Source organism: Thermobifida fusca NBRC 14071 = JCM 3263 (genome assembly GCF_001592045.1).
Taxonomy (GTDB): domain Bacteria; phylum Actinomycetota; class Actinomycetes; order Streptosporangiales; family Streptosporangiaceae; genus Thermobifida; species Thermobifida fusca.
The window spans coordinates 36,175-52,125 of the sequence record NZ_BCWB01000039.1 but is presented as its reverse complement, the minus strand read 5'-3'; the positions used below and the strand labels follow the sequence as shown (position 1 = coordinate 52,125).

Genomic DNA, 15,951 nt, shown 5'->3' with positions numbered 1-15,951 from the left:
TGGTCATGGTGGTCTGTTGGCTGGTCGGTGTGGTGGCGTGGCTGGTCTGCACCACGGTGGCGGCGGGCGTGATCGTGCACACTGCCTCGGTTGAACAGTTGTCCTCGTTCGACGGGGTGGTGCTGTGGTACGGCTCTTCCGGTTTCTTGTGCGCGCTGCTCGCTGCCGCGGTGGCGGCGCTGGCGCACCGTGGTCCGCACCGGGACCGTTGGGGCCGGGATGCTGTGGCGTCCCTGGGCGGGCCGGTGGCTGCTCTTGTCGCTAATGCTGTGCTTGCGGGGCTCCAGCCTGCTACCGACTGGGGTGGCTTCCTGGTCACCACGGTGTTGTCGCTGGCCGGTGCGGTAGCCGGGTGGCAGTTGGGGCGGGCGCTGCGGCCTTCCCCTGGATCGCGTCTTGGCGGTTAACCGTGGTGGCAGGCGACCTGGTGGTCGGTGTCGCCGAGTGGCCGCAGCGGGGGCGGCTGGCTGGTGCAGATACGCCGCTCCGCGTCGGTGAGGGTGCGGAATTTGGGGCAGCGGGTCTGGAACCGGCAGCCCACCGGCGGGTCGGCAGGGCTGGGCAGGTCTCCGGAGAGCACGGTGCGGTTGCGGTGTGCCGCGTCCGGGTCGGGGACGGGAAGGGCAGACAGGAGCGCCTGGGTGTAGGGGTGGCGGGGCGCGGTGAGGACCGGTTCGGTGGCGCCGATTTCGACGATCACCCCCAGGTGCATGACGGCGACCCGGTCGGCGACGTGGCGGACGACCGCCAGGTCGTGGGTGACGAGCAGGCAGGACAGTCCCAGGCGGGCTTGGAGTTCTGTGAGCAGGGCGAGGATGCCTGCCTGCACGGAGACGTCGAGCGCTGATACGGGTTCGTCCAGCAGCAGCAGTTTCGGGTTGAGGGCGAGGGCTCGGGCGATGCCGACTCGTTGGCGTTCGCCACCGGAAAGCTGGGCGGGGCGGCGCTGGGTGAAGGAGCTGTCGAGGCCGACGAGGGAGAGGACTTCGCGCACGCGGTGGGGGATGTCGCGGCGCGGGTAGCGGTGGATCTGCAAGGGTTCCGCCACGATTTGGGCGACGGTCATCCGCGGGTCGAGGGCGGACGAGGAGTCTTGGAAGACCACTTGGAGGTCGCGGCGGAGCGCGAACCGCTGTTGCGGGGTGAGGGTGGCCGTGTCGTGGCCGAGGACGGTGATCCGGCCGTGGGCGGGGCGGGCGAGTTCGAGGATTTCCGTGAGAAGGGTGGATTTTCCTGCTCCTGACTCGCCGACGAGGGCCAGGGTTTCGTGTTCGCGGAGGTCGAAGCTGACCCCGTCGAGGGCGTGGATCGCCCCGGCCCGGCGGCGGAAAAGGCTGCCCCGGTACAGCGGGTGGTGTTTGACGAGGCTGTCGACAGCGAGCACGGTGGACCGCTGGTCTCGGGGCGGCCGGGTCGGGGACGCGGGTGCGGGCTGGGGGTAGAGGTCGGCCGCGGTCCACTGGTGGGCGGTGATGTCGGCAAGGCGGTGGCAGGCTGCACGGTGGCCGGCGGGTGCGGTGGGGTCCACCGGTTGCAGGGCGGGGGGTTCAGCCGTGCATGCGGGGAGTGCGATGGGGCAGCGCGGTGCGAAGGGGCACCCGCGGGGCGGGGCGGTGGGTGGGGGCGCGGTGCCGCTGATGGGCGCGGGAGGCGCGGGGTCGGTGGTGTCGACGCGGGGCAGGGCGGCGAGGAGGCCCATGGTGTAGGGCGTGCGGGGATGCCGGTACACCTCTGCCACGGTTCCCGTTTCTACGGGCTGTCCGGCGTACATGACGAGAACGCGGTCGGCGATTTCCGCGACAACGCCGAGATCGTGGGTGACGAGGACGATGGCAGCGCCGGTATCGCGGCGGATGGTGGCGAGGAGGTCGAGGATCTGGATTTGGACGGTGGGGTCGAGTGCTGTGGTGGGTTCGTCGCAGAGGATGACGTCGGGGTTGTTGGCGATCGCCATGGCGATCATGACGCGTTGACGCATTCCGCCGGAGAGTTCGTGGGGGTAGGCGTCGGGGAGGCGTTCCGCGTCGGGGATGCCGACCCGGCGGAGGAGGGCGACTATGCGGTCTTTGACTTGGGCGCGGGAGAGTCGGGGCTGGTGGAGGCGGAGGGCTTCTGCCAGGTGGAAGCCGACGGTGTGGACGGGGGTGAGGGCGGCTAGCGGGTCTTGGGACACGGTGGCGACAGTGGCTCCGCGGATCGCGGCGAGTTCCCGTTCGGTGAGGCCGAGGAGTTCTCGCCCGTGGAGTCGGATGGATCCGGTGATGCGCGTGCGGTCGGGGAGGAGGCCGAGCACGGCGAGGAGGGCCGCTGTTTTTCCGGACCCGGACTCGCCGACGATACCGAGGATTTCTCCGCGGTGGAGCTGGTAGCTGAGGCCGCGTACCGCGGGGACGGGCTGGCTGTGCGGTGTGGCGGGGAAGGTGACGTGGAGGTTGTCGACGCACAGCACGGGTTCGACTGCGGGGTGCGGTCTGGTGGTGTGGGGGGAGGACGCCGGCCCGGGGTGAGTCTCGGTTCCAGTCACGGTGTGCATCCTAGGTGGTGGACGGCTGGCGGGGACGGGGCGTGGTCAGGCGCGGTGGACGGGGATGCCGCGGGTGAGGGCGTCGCGGAGTCCTTCGCCGAGGAGGTGCACGGCGGTGACGAGGAGGACGAGCAGCCCCGTGCAGAAGCCGAACATCCACGGGTGGGTGGTGGCGTACCGGGTGCCGTGGGCGATCAGGGTGCCGAGGGACACGTCGGGGGGTTGGACGCCGAGTCCGACGTAGGACAGTCCGGTCTCGGCGAGGATCGCGGCGCTGACGTTGACGGTGACGTCTGCGACGAGCAGGCCGGACAGGTTGGGCAGCAGGTGGCGGATGATGATCGTGGTGGGGGAGGCACCCAGGTAGCGGGCGGCGCGGATGTATTCGTGGTGCCGCAGGGAGCGGGTGGCGGCGCGGACCATGCGGGCGGTGACCATCCAGCCGAACGCGGCGAGCAGCAGGATCAGGGCTACCCAGCCGCCTTTGTCGACGATGGGGAAGAGGACAGCGAGGACGAGGAGGGGTGGTACGACGAGGGCGAGGTCGGTGAGCCAGGTGAGGAGGCGGTCGGGGAGGCCGGGGAAGTATCCGGTGATGGCGCCGACTACGGCGGCGAGCGCGGTGGTGAGGACGGCGACGAGCAGTCCGATGAGGAGGGATTTGCGGAGGCCGACCAGGGTGATGACGTACAGGTCTCGGCCGCTGCCGTCGGTTCCGAACCAGTGGCGTGCGGAGGGTGGTTGCAGGAAGCTTGTGTAGTCGCGTTCGGTGAAGCCCCATGGTGCGGCGAGCGGGCCGAGCCAGGCGAGCAGGGTGAGCAGGATCAGTAGCCCGGCTCCCACCAGGATGCGGGGGTGGCGGAGCCCGGCTGGCCAGCGGGCGGAGGGCGGTGCGGGGGGCCGCGGCGCGCTGGTGGCGGGGCCCGATGGGGGCATGGTGTCTCCTTGGTCGCTGGGTTCCGGCGGGCCTGGCCGGCCGGGTGTCCGGTCACGTGCGGGGCCGGCTTGACCTCTGCCACAGGTTGACGCCGAGGTCGGTGGCGTGCCGGTCGATTTCGGCGAGTTCCGCGTCGGTGAATTCCGGGGCGTGCACTGCGGCAATGTTCTCCTCGAGTTGCTGCACGCTGCTCACCCCGATGAGTGCCGAGGTGACTCGGGGGTCGCGCAGCACCCAGGAGATCGCCATTTGGGCCAGGCTTTGGCCGCGTCGGGCCGCAATGTCGTTGAGGGCGCGGATGCGGGCGAGGTTGGCTTCGGTGAGCCAGTCCGGGGAGAGCGAGGTGCCTGCGGCGGCCCGCGAGTTGGCGGGGATGCCGTTGAGGTATTTGTCGGTGAGCATGCCTTGCGCTAGCGGGGAGAAGGCGATGCAGCCGACTCCTTCGGCTTCCAGCGTGTCGAGGAGGCCGTCGTCTTCGATCCACCGGTTGACCATGGAGTAGGAGGGTTGGTGGATGAGCAGCGGGGTGCCCATCTGCCGCAGGATGGTCGCGGCTTCGACGGTGTGCTGGGGAGAGTAGGAGGAGATGCCTACGTAGAGGGCTTTGCCGGAGCGCACTGCGGCGTCGAGGGCCGCCATGGTCTCCTCTAGGGGGGTGGAGGGGTCGTAGCGGTGGCTGTAGAAGATGTCGACGTGGTCGAGTCCTAGGCGGGCCAGGGACTGGTCGAGGCTGGCCAGGAGGTATTTGCGGGAGCTGCCGCTGCCGTAGGGGCCGGGCCACATGTCCCATCCGGCTTTGGTGGAGATCACGAGTTCGTCGCGGTAGGGACGGAAGTCTTCCCGCAGGATGCGGCCGAAGTTGAGTTCGGCGGCGCCGGGCGGCGGTCCGTAGTTGTTGGCCAGGTCGAAGTGGGTCACGCCCAGGTCGAAGGCGCGGCGCAGGATGGCGCGCTGGGTTTCCAGCGGGCGGTTGTCGCCGAAGTTGTGCCAGAGGCCGAGGGAGATGGCGGGCAGGTCAAGTCCGCTGCGCCCGGTCCTGCGGTAGGGCATGCGGCCGTTGTAGCGTTCCGGGTCCGCGCGGTAGACGCCGGCGGGGGGAACGTCGTTTCGGGGAATGTCGCCTCTATGCACCATGGGGACGATCCTGCCATGTCGGGGTTGTGCTGGATACCCCGTTCCCGCAGGGTTGGGGCCTTTCGAGGAGTGTTTGGGGTGGGCTTGACCGAGGCGGGGCCTGCGGGGTAGTGCGTCCGGGAGCCAGGGGTGGTGTCCCTGGGGCGGCGGGCGAGGCGGCAGGGGTTGGCGGGCCGGTGGTGTTTCCCGCAGGGGGGCGGGGCGGCTTCGGGTGGGCCCCGCCCCCTGCGGGGGCCGCGGCACCGGATGCGGGGCGCGGCCCGGGGGAACGTGGTTAGGCTGAGCCCACTTTCTTGCCTCGGGTGTGCCAGATCGCGACGACGGAGGGGCGGGGGAAGTCCCCGTCAGGCCAGGTGCTGGTGGGGTTTTCCACGGTGCCGTCTTCCCCGGGGTGCTGGGGTGCGATGAAGACGGTCTTGTCGTCGGGGGTGATGAACGGGCCGCAGCATTCCGCGCCGACGGGGACGGTAGCGAAGGTTTTGAGTTCCCCGCGGTGGCGGCCTTTTACGGGCATCACGTGGAGGGCGTCGTTGACGCCGAGGGTGCCGGGCTGTCCGTCGGTGGCGATCCACAGGTTCCCGCTCTTGTCGAAGGCGATGTTGTCGGGTGAGGAGATCGCGGCGACTTTGGACTTGTCGTATCCGGCGTAGTAGGTGTCCGGGTCTTCGGGGTTGCCGCAGACGAGTACCACGGTCCAGGTGAAGGTGGTGGCCCCGGAGTCGTTGCGGTGTTCGGTGATTTCCAGGATGTGGCCGTATTTGTTGGCGGCGCGCGGGTTGGCTTCGTCGACTTGGTCGGGGCGGCGGGCAGAGTTGTTGGTGAGGGCGCAGTACACCTTGCCGGTGGCAGGGCTGGCTTCGATGTCTTCTGGCCGGTCCATCTTGGTGGCGCCGACCGCGTCAGCGGCGAGCCGAGTGTGGATGAGGACTTCTGCGACGGTGAACCCGTCGACGTAGCTGCGTTGTGCATCGCACAGCGGGATCCACTCGCCGGTGCCGTCGAATGCGCCGTCGTCGGGCAGGCGTCCCGAGCCGTCGATCTGGTCGGCAGGGCTGTTTCCGGTGAACCGGGCCACGTACAGGGTTCCTGAGTCGAGCAGGGTGTCATTGTGGCGGCGGGATCCTGGACGGTACTTCTTGTCGCTGACGAACTTGTAGATGTAGTCGAATCGTTCGTCGTCGCCCATGTAGACGGCGACCCGCCGGTCTTTGGTGAGCCGGATGGTGGCGGCTTCGTGTTTGAACCGGCCGAGCATGGTGCGTTTCCGCGGCTGCTCGTGGGGGTGGAACGGGTCGATTTCGACGATGTAGCCGAACCGGTTGGCTTCGTTGGGGTGTTTGGACAGGTCGAAGCGTTCGTCGACCCGGTCGAACCTCCGGTTGCCGCGGCGGGTGTCGCCGGAGGTGGCGATGCCGTAGCGGCGCAGAGCGGGTTTGGTTTCTTCGGGTGCGCCTTCTCCGCCGACGAAGTACTGGTTGAAGTTTTCTTCGGCGGTCAGCACCGTGCCCCAGGGGGTGATGCCGCCACCGCAGTTGTTGAGCATGCCCAGGACTCTGGTTCCTGACGGGTCGGCTGCGGTGCGCAGCAGCGGGTGCCCGGCCGCGGGCCCCGTGAGTTTCATGGGGGTGGTGGCGGTGATGCGGCGATTGTAGGGGCGCCGTCCTTTGGTGACGAGACGCCATTCCCCAGTGGTGCCGACCCGTTCGATTTCGACGACGGATCCGCCGTGTGCGGCCATGGAGATCTTGATCTGCTCCAGGTCGGCGGTAGAGCCGTCGGTGTATCCGGCGAACATGAGGTTTTCGTTGGTGTATTCGTGGTTCACCCAGAGCAGGGCTCGCCGCGAGTCAATGGGGAAGAAGCTGACGTAGTCGCAGTTGTAGCCGAATTGTTTTTCTTGGGCTTCTGCGCTCTGGTTGGCGAAGTCGAATTCGGGTGCGCCGGGGACTACCGGGTCGCCCCACCGCACGACTACCCGGTGGGCGTAGTTGCGGGGCACGGTGACGGTGTCGTCGGTGTTGGGCCGCACCGGGGTGAAGTCGAGGCGGGAGTGGGGGTGGGGGTGCGGTCCGCCGTGGTGGCCGTGGGCGTGCCCGGGTCCCGCGAGTGCCGGGTCGGCTTCGCTCACTGCCAGGGCGGAGATTCCGATGCTGACCGCGCCAGCCTGCAGCATGCCACGGCGGGACAGCACCGCGGTGTAGATGTCTCCGAAGTAGGGGTTGCTGCTGGTGTTCGGCGCTTCGTGGTAGCAGGCGTCACCGCAGCGGAACCGGCAGGTCACCCGGGAGCGTCCGCCACGGACGCCGAGGAGCGGCAGCAGTCGGCGGGGGACGTTTTCGGTCACATGTCCTCCTGGTCGTGGGCGAAAAGCGGCCCTCCCCCAATGGCGCGGAGAGGCGCGCGGTGGGTGTGGCGGGGAAGGGATCACCGGTCTGAGACCACCGTCCCGGAAACGCTGGTCGAATTCGTGAATCTGCCGTGAACCGCACCCCAATTTTGCTGGCATCGCCTGCGGTGAGGAGGGTTCTGCGTGCTTCGCAATTCTCTTCTTGCGCCAGCGGTCACATGGAGTTTTCTGCCAATTCCTTTTTGTGCACCCCCACAGTGTTTCGTGGCGATTGCTCCACGTATCCTTTTTGCGAAGAGAAGTCCAGACCTACTTGACGCTCACCCTGACACCGCGGGGCCGCTTGGGATGGCCACGCTCGCGCCGTGACCCTGCCGGGCATGGACGACCCCCACCGTGGCACCGCCCCACTAGCGCAGTCTCGCGGCCCTCACGATGGCACGGGGCACCCCGTGCCCGGGGAGTGATCACATGTACGACGTCCCGACAGTGCGGTCCACGATCCGGTCGTCTTCCCTGGTGCCCCGCCAACGTACCGGTCCTGTTGTCCCCCTGCCCTCCGAAGCACCGGCGAAGCCTATGCACGAGCGCTCTCTTCCCCACTCCAACGCGCGCGGTTTTCCTATCCGACGCCGCTTTCCTGGCCTGGCGAGCCAGATCAGACACGCCCGCCGGTTCGTGGCACGCCAGCTCGGCGACTGTCCCGAGCTCTCCACGGTCACGCTGCTGACGAGCGAGATCGCCACGAACGCGGTACGCCACAGTTCCTCGGGATCCCCTGGCGGAAAATTCGAGGTGGTAGTCCACGCCGCTGAAGGCTGGGCTCGAGTGGAAGTCCGAGACTTGGGCGGTACGCAGCTCCCCCGTCCGCAGCACCGAGACCCCTATGACGTGAGCGAGTACGGCCGCGGCTTGGATCTCGTGGAAGCCCTCGCTGCCAAGTGGGGGGTCGAGTCCCGCGCCGACGGGCTAGGGCGCACCGTCTGGTTCGAAGTGGTCTGGGATAGCACCGCGAAGACCTCCCCCACGGACCGCTGACCAGCGCACCCGGCCGCGGGGTGCGGACGCGGTAGCGCAGGACGGCAGCAGCGGGCAAAAGGGCTGCGCGCGGCGCGTGGCTGGTGACAAGGCTTCCCGCGGCATGCCCGTACTTCTCGGCACGCCTTGCAGAGTGGTGGCCGGGAATAGGCGTGGGGCCGCCGCGGTCATGCGACGGCCCCAGAGTGTCACGGCGGTGGGACAACGCCCCGACAGGTCAGTTCGTGGCGTCCTCCTTCGCTTCGGCCGGAGCGGGCTCCGACTGTCCCGCTGCGGCCCGGGCCGCGGCGAGCTCCGCCTCCCGGCGGGCCTTCCGACGTGCGAGCCTGCGCTCCTTGGCCGCTTCGGTCATGGTGTAGAGCACGGGGACCAGGATCAGGGTGAGCAGCGTGGAGCTGATCAGTCCGCCGATGACCACGATCGCCAGCGGCTGGGAGATGAACGCCCCGCCACCGGTGATCCCCAAAGCCATGGGGGTGAGCGCGCCGATCGTGGCGAGCGCGGTCATGAGCACTGGCCGCAGCCGGTGCCGCGAGCCTTCGACAACGGCCTCCCGCAGCTCCATCCCCTTGGCACGGTACTGGTTGACCAGGTCGATGAGCACGATCGCGTTGGTGACCACGATGCCGATGAGCATGAGCATGCCGATGAGCGCGGGCAGGCTCAGCGGGGTTCCGGTCACCAAGAGGAGGCCCAGCGCCCCGGTGGCCGCGAACGGGATGGAGACGAGCAGCACCAGCGGCTGGCGCAGGCTCTTGAAGGTCGCCACCATGATCAGGTAGACGATCACGACCGCGACCAGCATGGCGACACCCATCTGGGCGAACGCCTCGTTCTGGTCTTCGCTGACCCCGCCGATTTCCGCGGTCGCTCCGTCAGGCAGGTCGAGGTCGGCCAGCGCCACATACAGTTCGCTGGTGACCCGGCCGAGGTCGTCGGCGGTGGGCGTAGCCGTGACCGTGGCGGAGCGGAAGCCGTCGCTGCGGCTCAGCTCGGGCGCCTGGAGCACTTCTTCCACTTCGGCGACCGAGGAGAGTTTGACCTCGCTGCCGGTGGGAGTGGTGATCCGCAGGTTTTCGAGTTCCTTGACGGTGGCAGGGGCCTCGTCCACGCGCAGCACCATGTCGTGCTGGACGTCCTCCACGGTCACCGTGCCGACCTTGGTGCCTTGGAAGGCAGCGGTCACCGCCTGGCCGATCTGGCCTTCGGTGAGTCCCTTCTTCGCGGCTTTCTCGCCGTCGACGTGGATTTCGAAGGCGGGCTGGACGGCAGCGATGCTGCTGCGCACGTCAGCCGCCCCGGGGATGTCGCGGACAGTCTCCTCGACGAGTTCGGTCGCTTCGGCGAGTGTCTCGGCGTCGTCGGCTTTGACGACCACTTCCAGCACGGAGCCGAAGCCGCCGGTGGCGTCGATCCGGGCTTCCGCCTCGGTGTCGATCTCCTCGAGGATCTCGCGCAGCTGCTCGCGGTAGGCGAGCTGGTCCCCGTCGGGGTTGGTGGTGATGGTGTAGGTGATGCTGTCCGCGCCGCCGAACAGGCCGCCGAACATCCCCCCGCCGCCGAAGGTCGCCTGGTAGGACTCGATCCAGGCGACTTTCTCCAATGCTTCTTCGACTTTGGCTGCTTCGGCGTCGGCAGCCTCCAGGGAGGTGCCCACCGGAAGCTCCTGGACGACGCTGACCGTGTTCTGTCCCTGGTCTTCCAGGAAGTTCGTCTTGATGAACGGGGTCATCCCCAGCGTGCCGAGGAAGATCACGCCGGCGGCCAGCAGCGTGGTCCAGCGGTACTTGGTGGCCCAGCGGATCACCGGCAGGTAGCTGCGCTGCAGCGGGGAGCGCAGTTCCCGCTGGTACTCCTCTGCCTTGATGCGTTCCAGCTCCTCGGGCGGAACGACTTTGGGCTTCATGAACCAGTAGGCGAGGACCGGAATGATCGTGAGGGAGACCAGCAGGGACGCAGCGAGCGCGATGCTGACGGTCACCGCGAACGGCCGGAACAGTTCGCCTACTTCTCCGCTGACGAATCCGATGGGCAGGAACACCGCGATGGTGGTCAGCGTGGCCGAGGTGATGGCCACCGCCACCTCGCGCACCCCGGTGAGCACGGCGGTGTGCTTGTCTTCGCCGTAGCTCAGGTGGCGTTTGATGTTCTCCAGGACGACGATGGAGTCGTCCACCACACGCCCCACGGCCACGGTCAACCCGCCCAGGGTGAGCAGGTTGAGCGTGTAGTCGAAGCTCCACATGCCCAGGATCGCGATGAGGAGCGACACCGGGATGGAGACCGCGGTGACGATGGTGGAGCGGACCGACAGCAGGAAGACCAGGATGATGAGGACCGCGAATCCGAGGCCCAGGAGGCCTTCCTCCGCCATGGCGGCGATGGAGTCGTTGATGAACGGCGCCTGGTCGAACACCACGGTGATGCTGATGTCGTCACCGAGCTGGTCGGCGATGTCGGTGGCGCGCTCCTGAACCTTTTCGGAGACTTCGACGGTGTTGCCGTCGGGGGTCTTGGTGACCAGGATGCCGAGGCTCGGTTCGCCGTTGGTCCGGGTGATGCTGGTGGCTTCGTCGAGCACCAGTTCAACGTCGGCGACCTCGGAGAGCTGCACGGGTTCCGGGGCCCGGGCTCCCGGCATGCCGGGGATCGCTGCTGCGGCTGCGCCGCTGGGCGTCAGCCAGATGTTCTCCACGTCCTCGAGCGACTCCAACCGGCCGCCGGTGGTGACGGTGAGCGTGCGGTCGTCTTCAGTGATCTGCCCACCGGGTAGAAGGCGTCCACTGGCTTGCAGCGCGGTAGTGAGGTCGGCGACGGTGTAGCCGGCCTTCTCCAGCTTGTCCTCGTCGGGGGTGACGACCACGGTGGACTCGCGGATCCCGGTGACTTGGACGGCGCGCACCCCGCTGATGGACTCCAGTTCGGGGACGAGCAGGTCTTCGATGGGTTCGGCGAGTTTCTGGGCGTCGTCGTCGCTGGTTCCGACGGCGAGCATGACCACCGGGATGTCGTCCATGCCGAAAGCCATGACGTAGGGGTCGACGTCCTCCGGCAGGAACGGTTCGACCTGGTCGACGGCTTTTTGCAGGGAGCGGACGACGTCGTCGGTGGAGTCGCCGTAGTCGAACTCCGCAATGATCTGGGCGGTTCCGGTACTCGAGGTGGAGGTGTAGCTCGTCACCCCGGGGACGCCTTTGACCGCCTGTTCCAGGACTTGGGTGACGTCGTTCTCGACGACTTGCGGCGAGGCTCCTTGGTACTGGGCGCCGACGACGGCCATGGGCACGTCGAATGACGGCATGAGTTCGCGCTTCATGGACCCTGCTGAGATCGCACCGAAGATCAGTGCGCTGAGGGTGATCAGCAGGATCAGCGCCCGGTTGCCAAGGCTGAGCTTGGCCAAGTGAGACATGAGTAGGGGCTCCTCAACCAGGATGGTTTCACGTCGGATGGGAACACCGCTGGGATGAGCGGTCGTTGATGATCCGTCCCGCGCCGCTGTACGGAGGCACGCGGGGGCTGTAGCCGGGCACGCGGTTCCACGATACTTCGCGTGGCATTGAAAATCATGCCAGAGTGATACAAATCGGGGATATGTCAGGGATTGATCGGGAGCCGATCAGGGCTGGAAGCGGGAACCTGAATGGACAGCGGCGCGTCAGACACTAAACGCGAGTTGATTGACCGGCTGCGGGACTTAGAAATACGTCAGCTCAAGTTGTTTCTGCGGGACCGTTCGTTGCCGCTGCTGAGCACCACGTTGACGATCCAGCAGCTCAAAGTTCTGGTGGCTTTGGCCATCGACGGCAACACGCCGACCCACGAATTGGCCGAACGGGTCGGTGTGAGTGTTGCCACACTCACGGGAATCGTGGACCGGCTGGCGGCGCGCTCTTTGGTGTTCCGCCGCGAGGATCCCGCGGACCGGCGGGTGCGCCGGGTGGATCTCACCGAGGAGGGCCGAGCCCTCGTGAATGACATGTGGGGTGCGAGCCATAAGCGCATGTCCGAGGCGTTGCAGACGTTGGACGTGGAGACGCTGCGCAGTCTCGTCCGCGGGGCAGAGGCGCTGTATGCGGCGCTGCTACGGTCTTCTCCGAGCACGTCAGCCGGCTGGGAGAGGTGAGTGAGGGTGTCCCCCGGAGAGCAGTCGGCCGCACAGGCGCGGGAACAGGAGGTGCTCGCCGCACTGGCCGCGCTGGGCGGCTACTTCGACCTGCGTCTCCTTACCGCGGATGCAGCCCCCGCCGGCTTGCGCTCTTTTGCCGAACTGTATGACTGCCCTGACGTGGTGGCGGCCCGGATGGCGTGGGTGGCGGACCGGTTCGGTCCGGTGGAACCGCGGGTGGCCGCTTCAGTGACCCACTTGGGTTTCGCTGCCCGTCTCGTCTCCCCAGCGCTGGCCGCGGCCTGTGCCGGGGTAGTGGTGGACATCCCACCGGCCTCGCTGCTGTGGGAGCCGAACACCGAGCAGGTCACCTCGTGGTTGTCCGGCCCCTACCGTTTCGCGGCTGCTCCGGCAGCAGCGGCGGAGGTCGCTCAAGCGTTGGCGGGGACTCTGCTCGAACGCCACTTGGTTCCGCTCGGTGCGGCCGTGCGCGACAGGACCCGGATCTCCCCTCGCCTGCTGTGGGGCAATGTGGCCGCGGCGGTCGGCGGCGCTGTGATGATGATCTCGCTGCACCGTCCAGAGTGGGCGGACCGTGCCGCTGCTGTTGCCGCAGCGCTTCTCGAACGGCCGCCGCTGGCGGGTTTGGGGCGGCTCGTCCAACCCGACGCGGGGCGGCCGCACCGGTTTTTTGTGCGCCGCTCGTGCTGCTTGTACTACCGGGCACCGGGCGGCAGCAAGTGCGGGGACTGTGCCTTGCTGGATGAGGACACCCGGGCCCGCCAGTGGCAGGAGATCCTGTCCGCGGGGGAAGGCTCCGCACAGGCCTAGTCGATCGGCACGGGAACCGTCTCGCCTGGGGGGACGTGGGCGACGGCGACGCCCCAGACCACGCGCAGCAGATCTTCGAGGGCGTGGCGCAGGGAGTCGTCCACCAGGGAGTAGCGGGTCTGCCTTCCTTGGGAGCTTGCCCGGACTAGTCCGCATTCCCGCAGGCACGACAGGTGGTTGGAGACGTTCTGCCGGGTGAGTCCTAGTTGCTCGGCGAGTTGTGCAGGGTATGCGGGACCGTCGAGCAGGACCAGCAGCAGGCGACATCGCGTGGGATCGGCGAGCGCCCGTCCCAGGCGCCGGATCGCGGAGAGACGCTGGTCGGATGTCAGCATAATCACCATATTACACTCTTTACTGTATAGACAGTGCAGACTGTATAAACAGTGATGGCTGAACTATCGCTGCCGCTTCGGCCCCACCAGACCGGAACGAAAGGGAAGGTATGGGTCACCACCACCATCACACCGCCGCGGGCGCCCACCGCGGGCGTCTCCTGCTGGTCCTCGCGCTGACCCTCAGCGTCATGGCGTTCCAGGTCGTCGGGGGCCTCGCTGCGGGCAGCCTGGCACTGCTCGGTGATGCCGGGCACATGGCGGTCGACGCCTTCGGGATCTTGGTGGCGCTGTTCGCGATCTGGATCGCCAACCAGCCGTCCACCGACGAACGCACGTTCGGTCTGAAACGGGCGGAAATCCTCGCGGCCGCGCTCAACGCCCTCCTCTTGTTCGCGCTCTGCGGCTTCATCGGCTACGAGGCTGTCCGCCGACTCCTGGACCCCCAACCGGTGAGCGCCTCCACGATGGTGGTTTTCTCGACCGTCGGCCTCCTCGCCAATCTCATCGCCCTCGGGCTGCTGCGACGCGGCCAGGCCGAGAGCCTGAACTTGCGCGGTGCCTACCTGGAAGTGCTGGGCGACCTCCTCTCCTCAGCGGGTGTCGTCGTCACCGCCCTCATCATCTGGCTCACCGGGTGGCACTGGGCGGACTCTGTGGTGTCGATCGCTATCGCCCTGTTCATCGCGCCGCGAGCCTGGCATCTGCTCAACGAGGCCCTTCGCATTCTGTTGGAAGCAACCCCCCGCGGCCTCGACCTCAGCGAAGTCCGCCGCCACTTGCAGACCCACCCCAATGTGGTCGACGTCCACGACCTTCACGCGTGGACCATCACCTCGGGCATGCCGGTGCTCTCCGCCCACGTCGTAGTCGAGGATTCCGCTCTGGCCGACAGCGGACGCCTCCTGGCCCGGCTCCACGACTGCCTGTCGACGCACTTCTCCATCGACCACTCCACCATCCAAGTGGAGCCGGTGGGGCACGCCCACCACGAGAACGCCTGCCGCGCCTGAGCCCCTGCTGCCCGAGCGCAGCGCCCCGCCGCAGCAGCGCACCCACCGGAAAGGCTCGCACAATGGCACGCTCGGACAGGGACAGCCGGAGCAGCCCGGCTCCGCTGCGGCGCACACCCCGGACTTTGAAGACCTCGTATTTCCGGGGGGACGGTCCACAGCCTGCGGGCCAGACCGGCATCATTCTGGACAGCCCGGCCACAGTCCTGGCATAGTTCCGTCCCAGCCCGAGGCAGCACGGCTGTAGCCTCGGCATGGGTGTGCCGGGAAGTCTGGTCGGCGTGGTGGTCAATCAACCTTGGGGGGACAGCCATGCCCACGCGTCCGGCCCGCAGCGGGCTGCACTCGCTTGCTCAACTGCTCCGCTCCGACGTGGTGGGCGGCTTTCTCCTCATCGGAGGCGCGCTTACCGCGCTGATCTGGGCCAATTCCCCGTTCGGGCACGTCTATGAGGCCCTGCGGAGCTTCTCCTTCGGACCGGAAGCACTCCACCTGCACCTCACCGTCGAAGCGTGGGTTGCCGACGGTCTGCTCGCCATCTTCTTCTTCGTCGTCGGCAACGAGCTCAAACAAGAGTTCGTCCACGGAGAGCTGCGCAACCCCCGCCGGGCGATGCTCCCTATCGTCGCTGCCGTGTGCGGGATGGCGGTTCCTGCCCTGATCTACGCGGCCTTCAACGCGGGTGATCCGGCCCGCCTCCCCGGGTGGGGAATCCCGATGGCCACCGACATCGCCTTCGCGGTCGCGATCCTGGCGGTGGTCGGCCGCCACCTGCCCTCCCCGCTCCGCACATTCCTGCTCACCTTGGCCATCGTGGACGACCTCGGTGCAATCATCGTCATCGCGGTCTTCTACACCGCTTCCCTCTCCTTCCTGCCCCTGATCGGTGCGGGGATGCTGCTCGCGGTCTTCGGCTACCTGCAGCGCGGGCGGGGCGTGGCGGCCCGCCTCAACTCCGCGGCCCTGCCCAACTGGGTGGTCTACCTTCCGCTCGCCGGCGTGATCTGGGCCCTCGTCCACGCCAGCGGAGTGCACGCCACGATCGCCGGGGTCGCCATGGGGCTGCTCATGCGCACGGTGCCGCTCGCCGGAGAAAAAGAGTCCCCCAGCCACCGTCTCGCCCACCTTCTCGGCCCGTGGTCGTCCGGGCTGGTGCTTCCGGTGTTCGCGGTGATGTCCGCAGGCGTCGTTTTTGCGGGCGGGCTCGGCGCGGTACTCGACGACACGGCCGCGCTCGGCATCATCGCCGGTCTCGTCGTCGGGAAAACAGTGGGTATCGCCGGCGGCTCCTGGGTGACCACCAAACTCACTGCCGCGGAACTGAGCCCGGCGCTGCGTTGGATCGACATCACCGGCATGGCCCTGCTGGCGGGGATCGGGTTCACCGTCTCCCTGCTGATTACCGACCTGTCTTTCCCCGACTATCCGGAGGCGCTGGTGCACGCGAAAGCCGGGGTGCTGTTGGCCTCGCTGCTGGCCACCGTGCTGGGGGCCGTGGTGCTGGCCGTGCGCAACGCCCACTACCGGAAGCTGCGCCAGGCGGTTTCCCCGCAATGACGACGGCCGTGCTAGCCCAAGAGGGCTCCTCTCCCCTGCGCAAGCGCACGTCGGCTCGCCCCACTGGAGGCGCAGCGCTAGGTTGGAACGTCACGGACCGGCCATAGTCGGCAATCACTGAGGTGGA

Annotated in this window: 12 protein-coding genes; 6 read left to right on the top strand and 6 right to left on the bottom strand. The window is 67.8% G+C overall.

Annotated elements, in window-relative coordinates:
• The first annotated feature begins 5 nt into the window (after positions 1-5).
• A complete protein-coding gene (locus TF1_RS09435) occupies positions 6-407 on the top strand; it encodes a hypothetical protein (protein ID WP_011292713.1) in 402 nt (133 codons plus the stop codon).
• Here the strand turns inward: TF1_RS09435 and TF1_RS09430 are convergent.
• The 4 genes from TF1_RS09430 to TF1_RS09415 all read right to left on the bottom strand — a co-directional run bounded on the left by TF1_RS09430 (position 404) and on the right by TF1_RS09415 (position 6,939).
• On the bottom strand, positions 404-2,533 hold the full coding sequence (locus TF1_RS09430) for a dipeptide ABC transporter ATP-binding protein (RefSeq protein ID WP_081430428.1): 2,130 nt from the start codon (positions 2,531-2,533) through the stop codon (positions 404-406). The two genes, TF1_RS09435 and TF1_RS09430, sit on opposite strands and share 4 nt — an antisense overlap.
• Positions 2,534-2,569: 36 nt before the next feature.
• Positions 2,570-3,460, bottom strand: coding sequence for an ABC transporter permease (locus TF1_RS09425; protein ID WP_011292715.1), 891 nt, complete (start codon positions 3,458-3,460; stop codon positions 2,570-2,572).
• A gap of 52 nt (positions 3,461-3,512) precedes the next feature.
• A complete protein-coding gene (mgrA, locus tag TF1_RS09420; protein WP_011292716.1) occupies positions 3,513-4,595 on the bottom strand; it encodes an L-glyceraldehyde 3-phosphate reductase in 1,083 nt (360 codons plus the stop codon).
• A 274-nt stretch (positions 4,596-4,869) separates the two neighbouring features.
• A complete protein-coding gene (locus tag TF1_RS09415) occupies positions 4,870-6,939 on the bottom strand; it encodes a PhoX family protein (RefSeq protein WP_011292717.1) in 2,070 nt (689 codons plus the stop codon).
• A 582-nt stretch (positions 6,940-7,521) separates the two neighbouring features.
• Here TF1_RS09415 and TF1_RS09410 point away from each other — a divergent pair.
• A complete protein-coding gene (locus TF1_RS09410; RefSeq protein ID WP_038044049.1) occupies positions 7,522-7,980 on the top strand; it encodes an ATP-binding protein in 459 nt (152 codons plus the stop codon).
• 217 nt (positions 7,981-8,197) lie between these two features.
• On the opposite strand, the gene TF1_RS09405 is transcribed toward TF1_RS09410, so the two are convergent.
• Positions 8,198-11,392, bottom strand: a complete 3,195-nt coding sequence (locus tag TF1_RS09405; protein ID WP_011292719.1) for an efflux RND transporter permease subunit — start codon at positions 11,390-11,392, stop codon at positions 8,198-8,200.
• A gap of 231 nt (positions 11,393-11,623) precedes the next feature.
• Between TF1_RS09405 and TF1_RS09400 the strand changes: the two genes are divergently transcribed.
• Complete coding sequence (locus TF1_RS09400) at positions 11,624-12,106, top strand: MarR family winged helix-turn-helix transcriptional regulator (protein WP_011292720.1); 483 nt, start codon at positions 11,624-11,626, stop codon at positions 12,104-12,106.
• The gene (locus tag TF1_RS09395; protein WP_041428143.1) at positions 12,107-12,919 is read left to right on the top strand and encodes a (2Fe-2S)-binding protein; all 813 of its coding nucleotides are present in this window, start codon (positions 12,107-12,109) and stop codon (positions 12,917-12,919) included.
• On the opposite strand, the gene cmtR is transcribed toward TF1_RS09395, so the two are convergent.
• Positions 12,916-13,263 carry a Cd(II)/Pb(II)-sensing metalloregulatory transcriptional regulator CmtR gene (gene cmtR, locus TF1_RS09390; RefSeq protein WP_011292722.1) on the bottom strand — a complete coding sequence of 116 codons (348 nt, stop codon included), beginning with the start codon at positions 13,261-13,263 and terminating at the stop codon, positions 12,916-12,918. The genes TF1_RS09395 and cmtR overlap by 4 nt on opposite strands.
• Positions 13,264-13,364: 101 nt before the next feature.
• Between cmtR and TF1_RS09385 the strand changes: the two genes are divergently transcribed.
• Positions 13,365-14,267, top strand: coding sequence for a cation diffusion facilitator family transporter (locus tag TF1_RS09385; RefSeq protein WP_011292723.1), 903 nt, complete (start codon positions 13,365-13,367; stop codon positions 14,265-14,267).
• A 312-nt stretch (positions 14,268-14,579) separates the two neighbouring features.
• The gene (nhaA, locus tag TF1_RS09380; RefSeq protein WP_011292724.1) at positions 14,580-15,824 is read left to right on the top strand and encodes a Na+/H+ antiporter NhaA; all 1,245 of its coding nucleotides are present in this window, start codon (positions 14,580-14,582) and stop codon (positions 15,822-15,824) included.
• Positions 15,825-15,951: the final 127 nt, after the last annotated feature.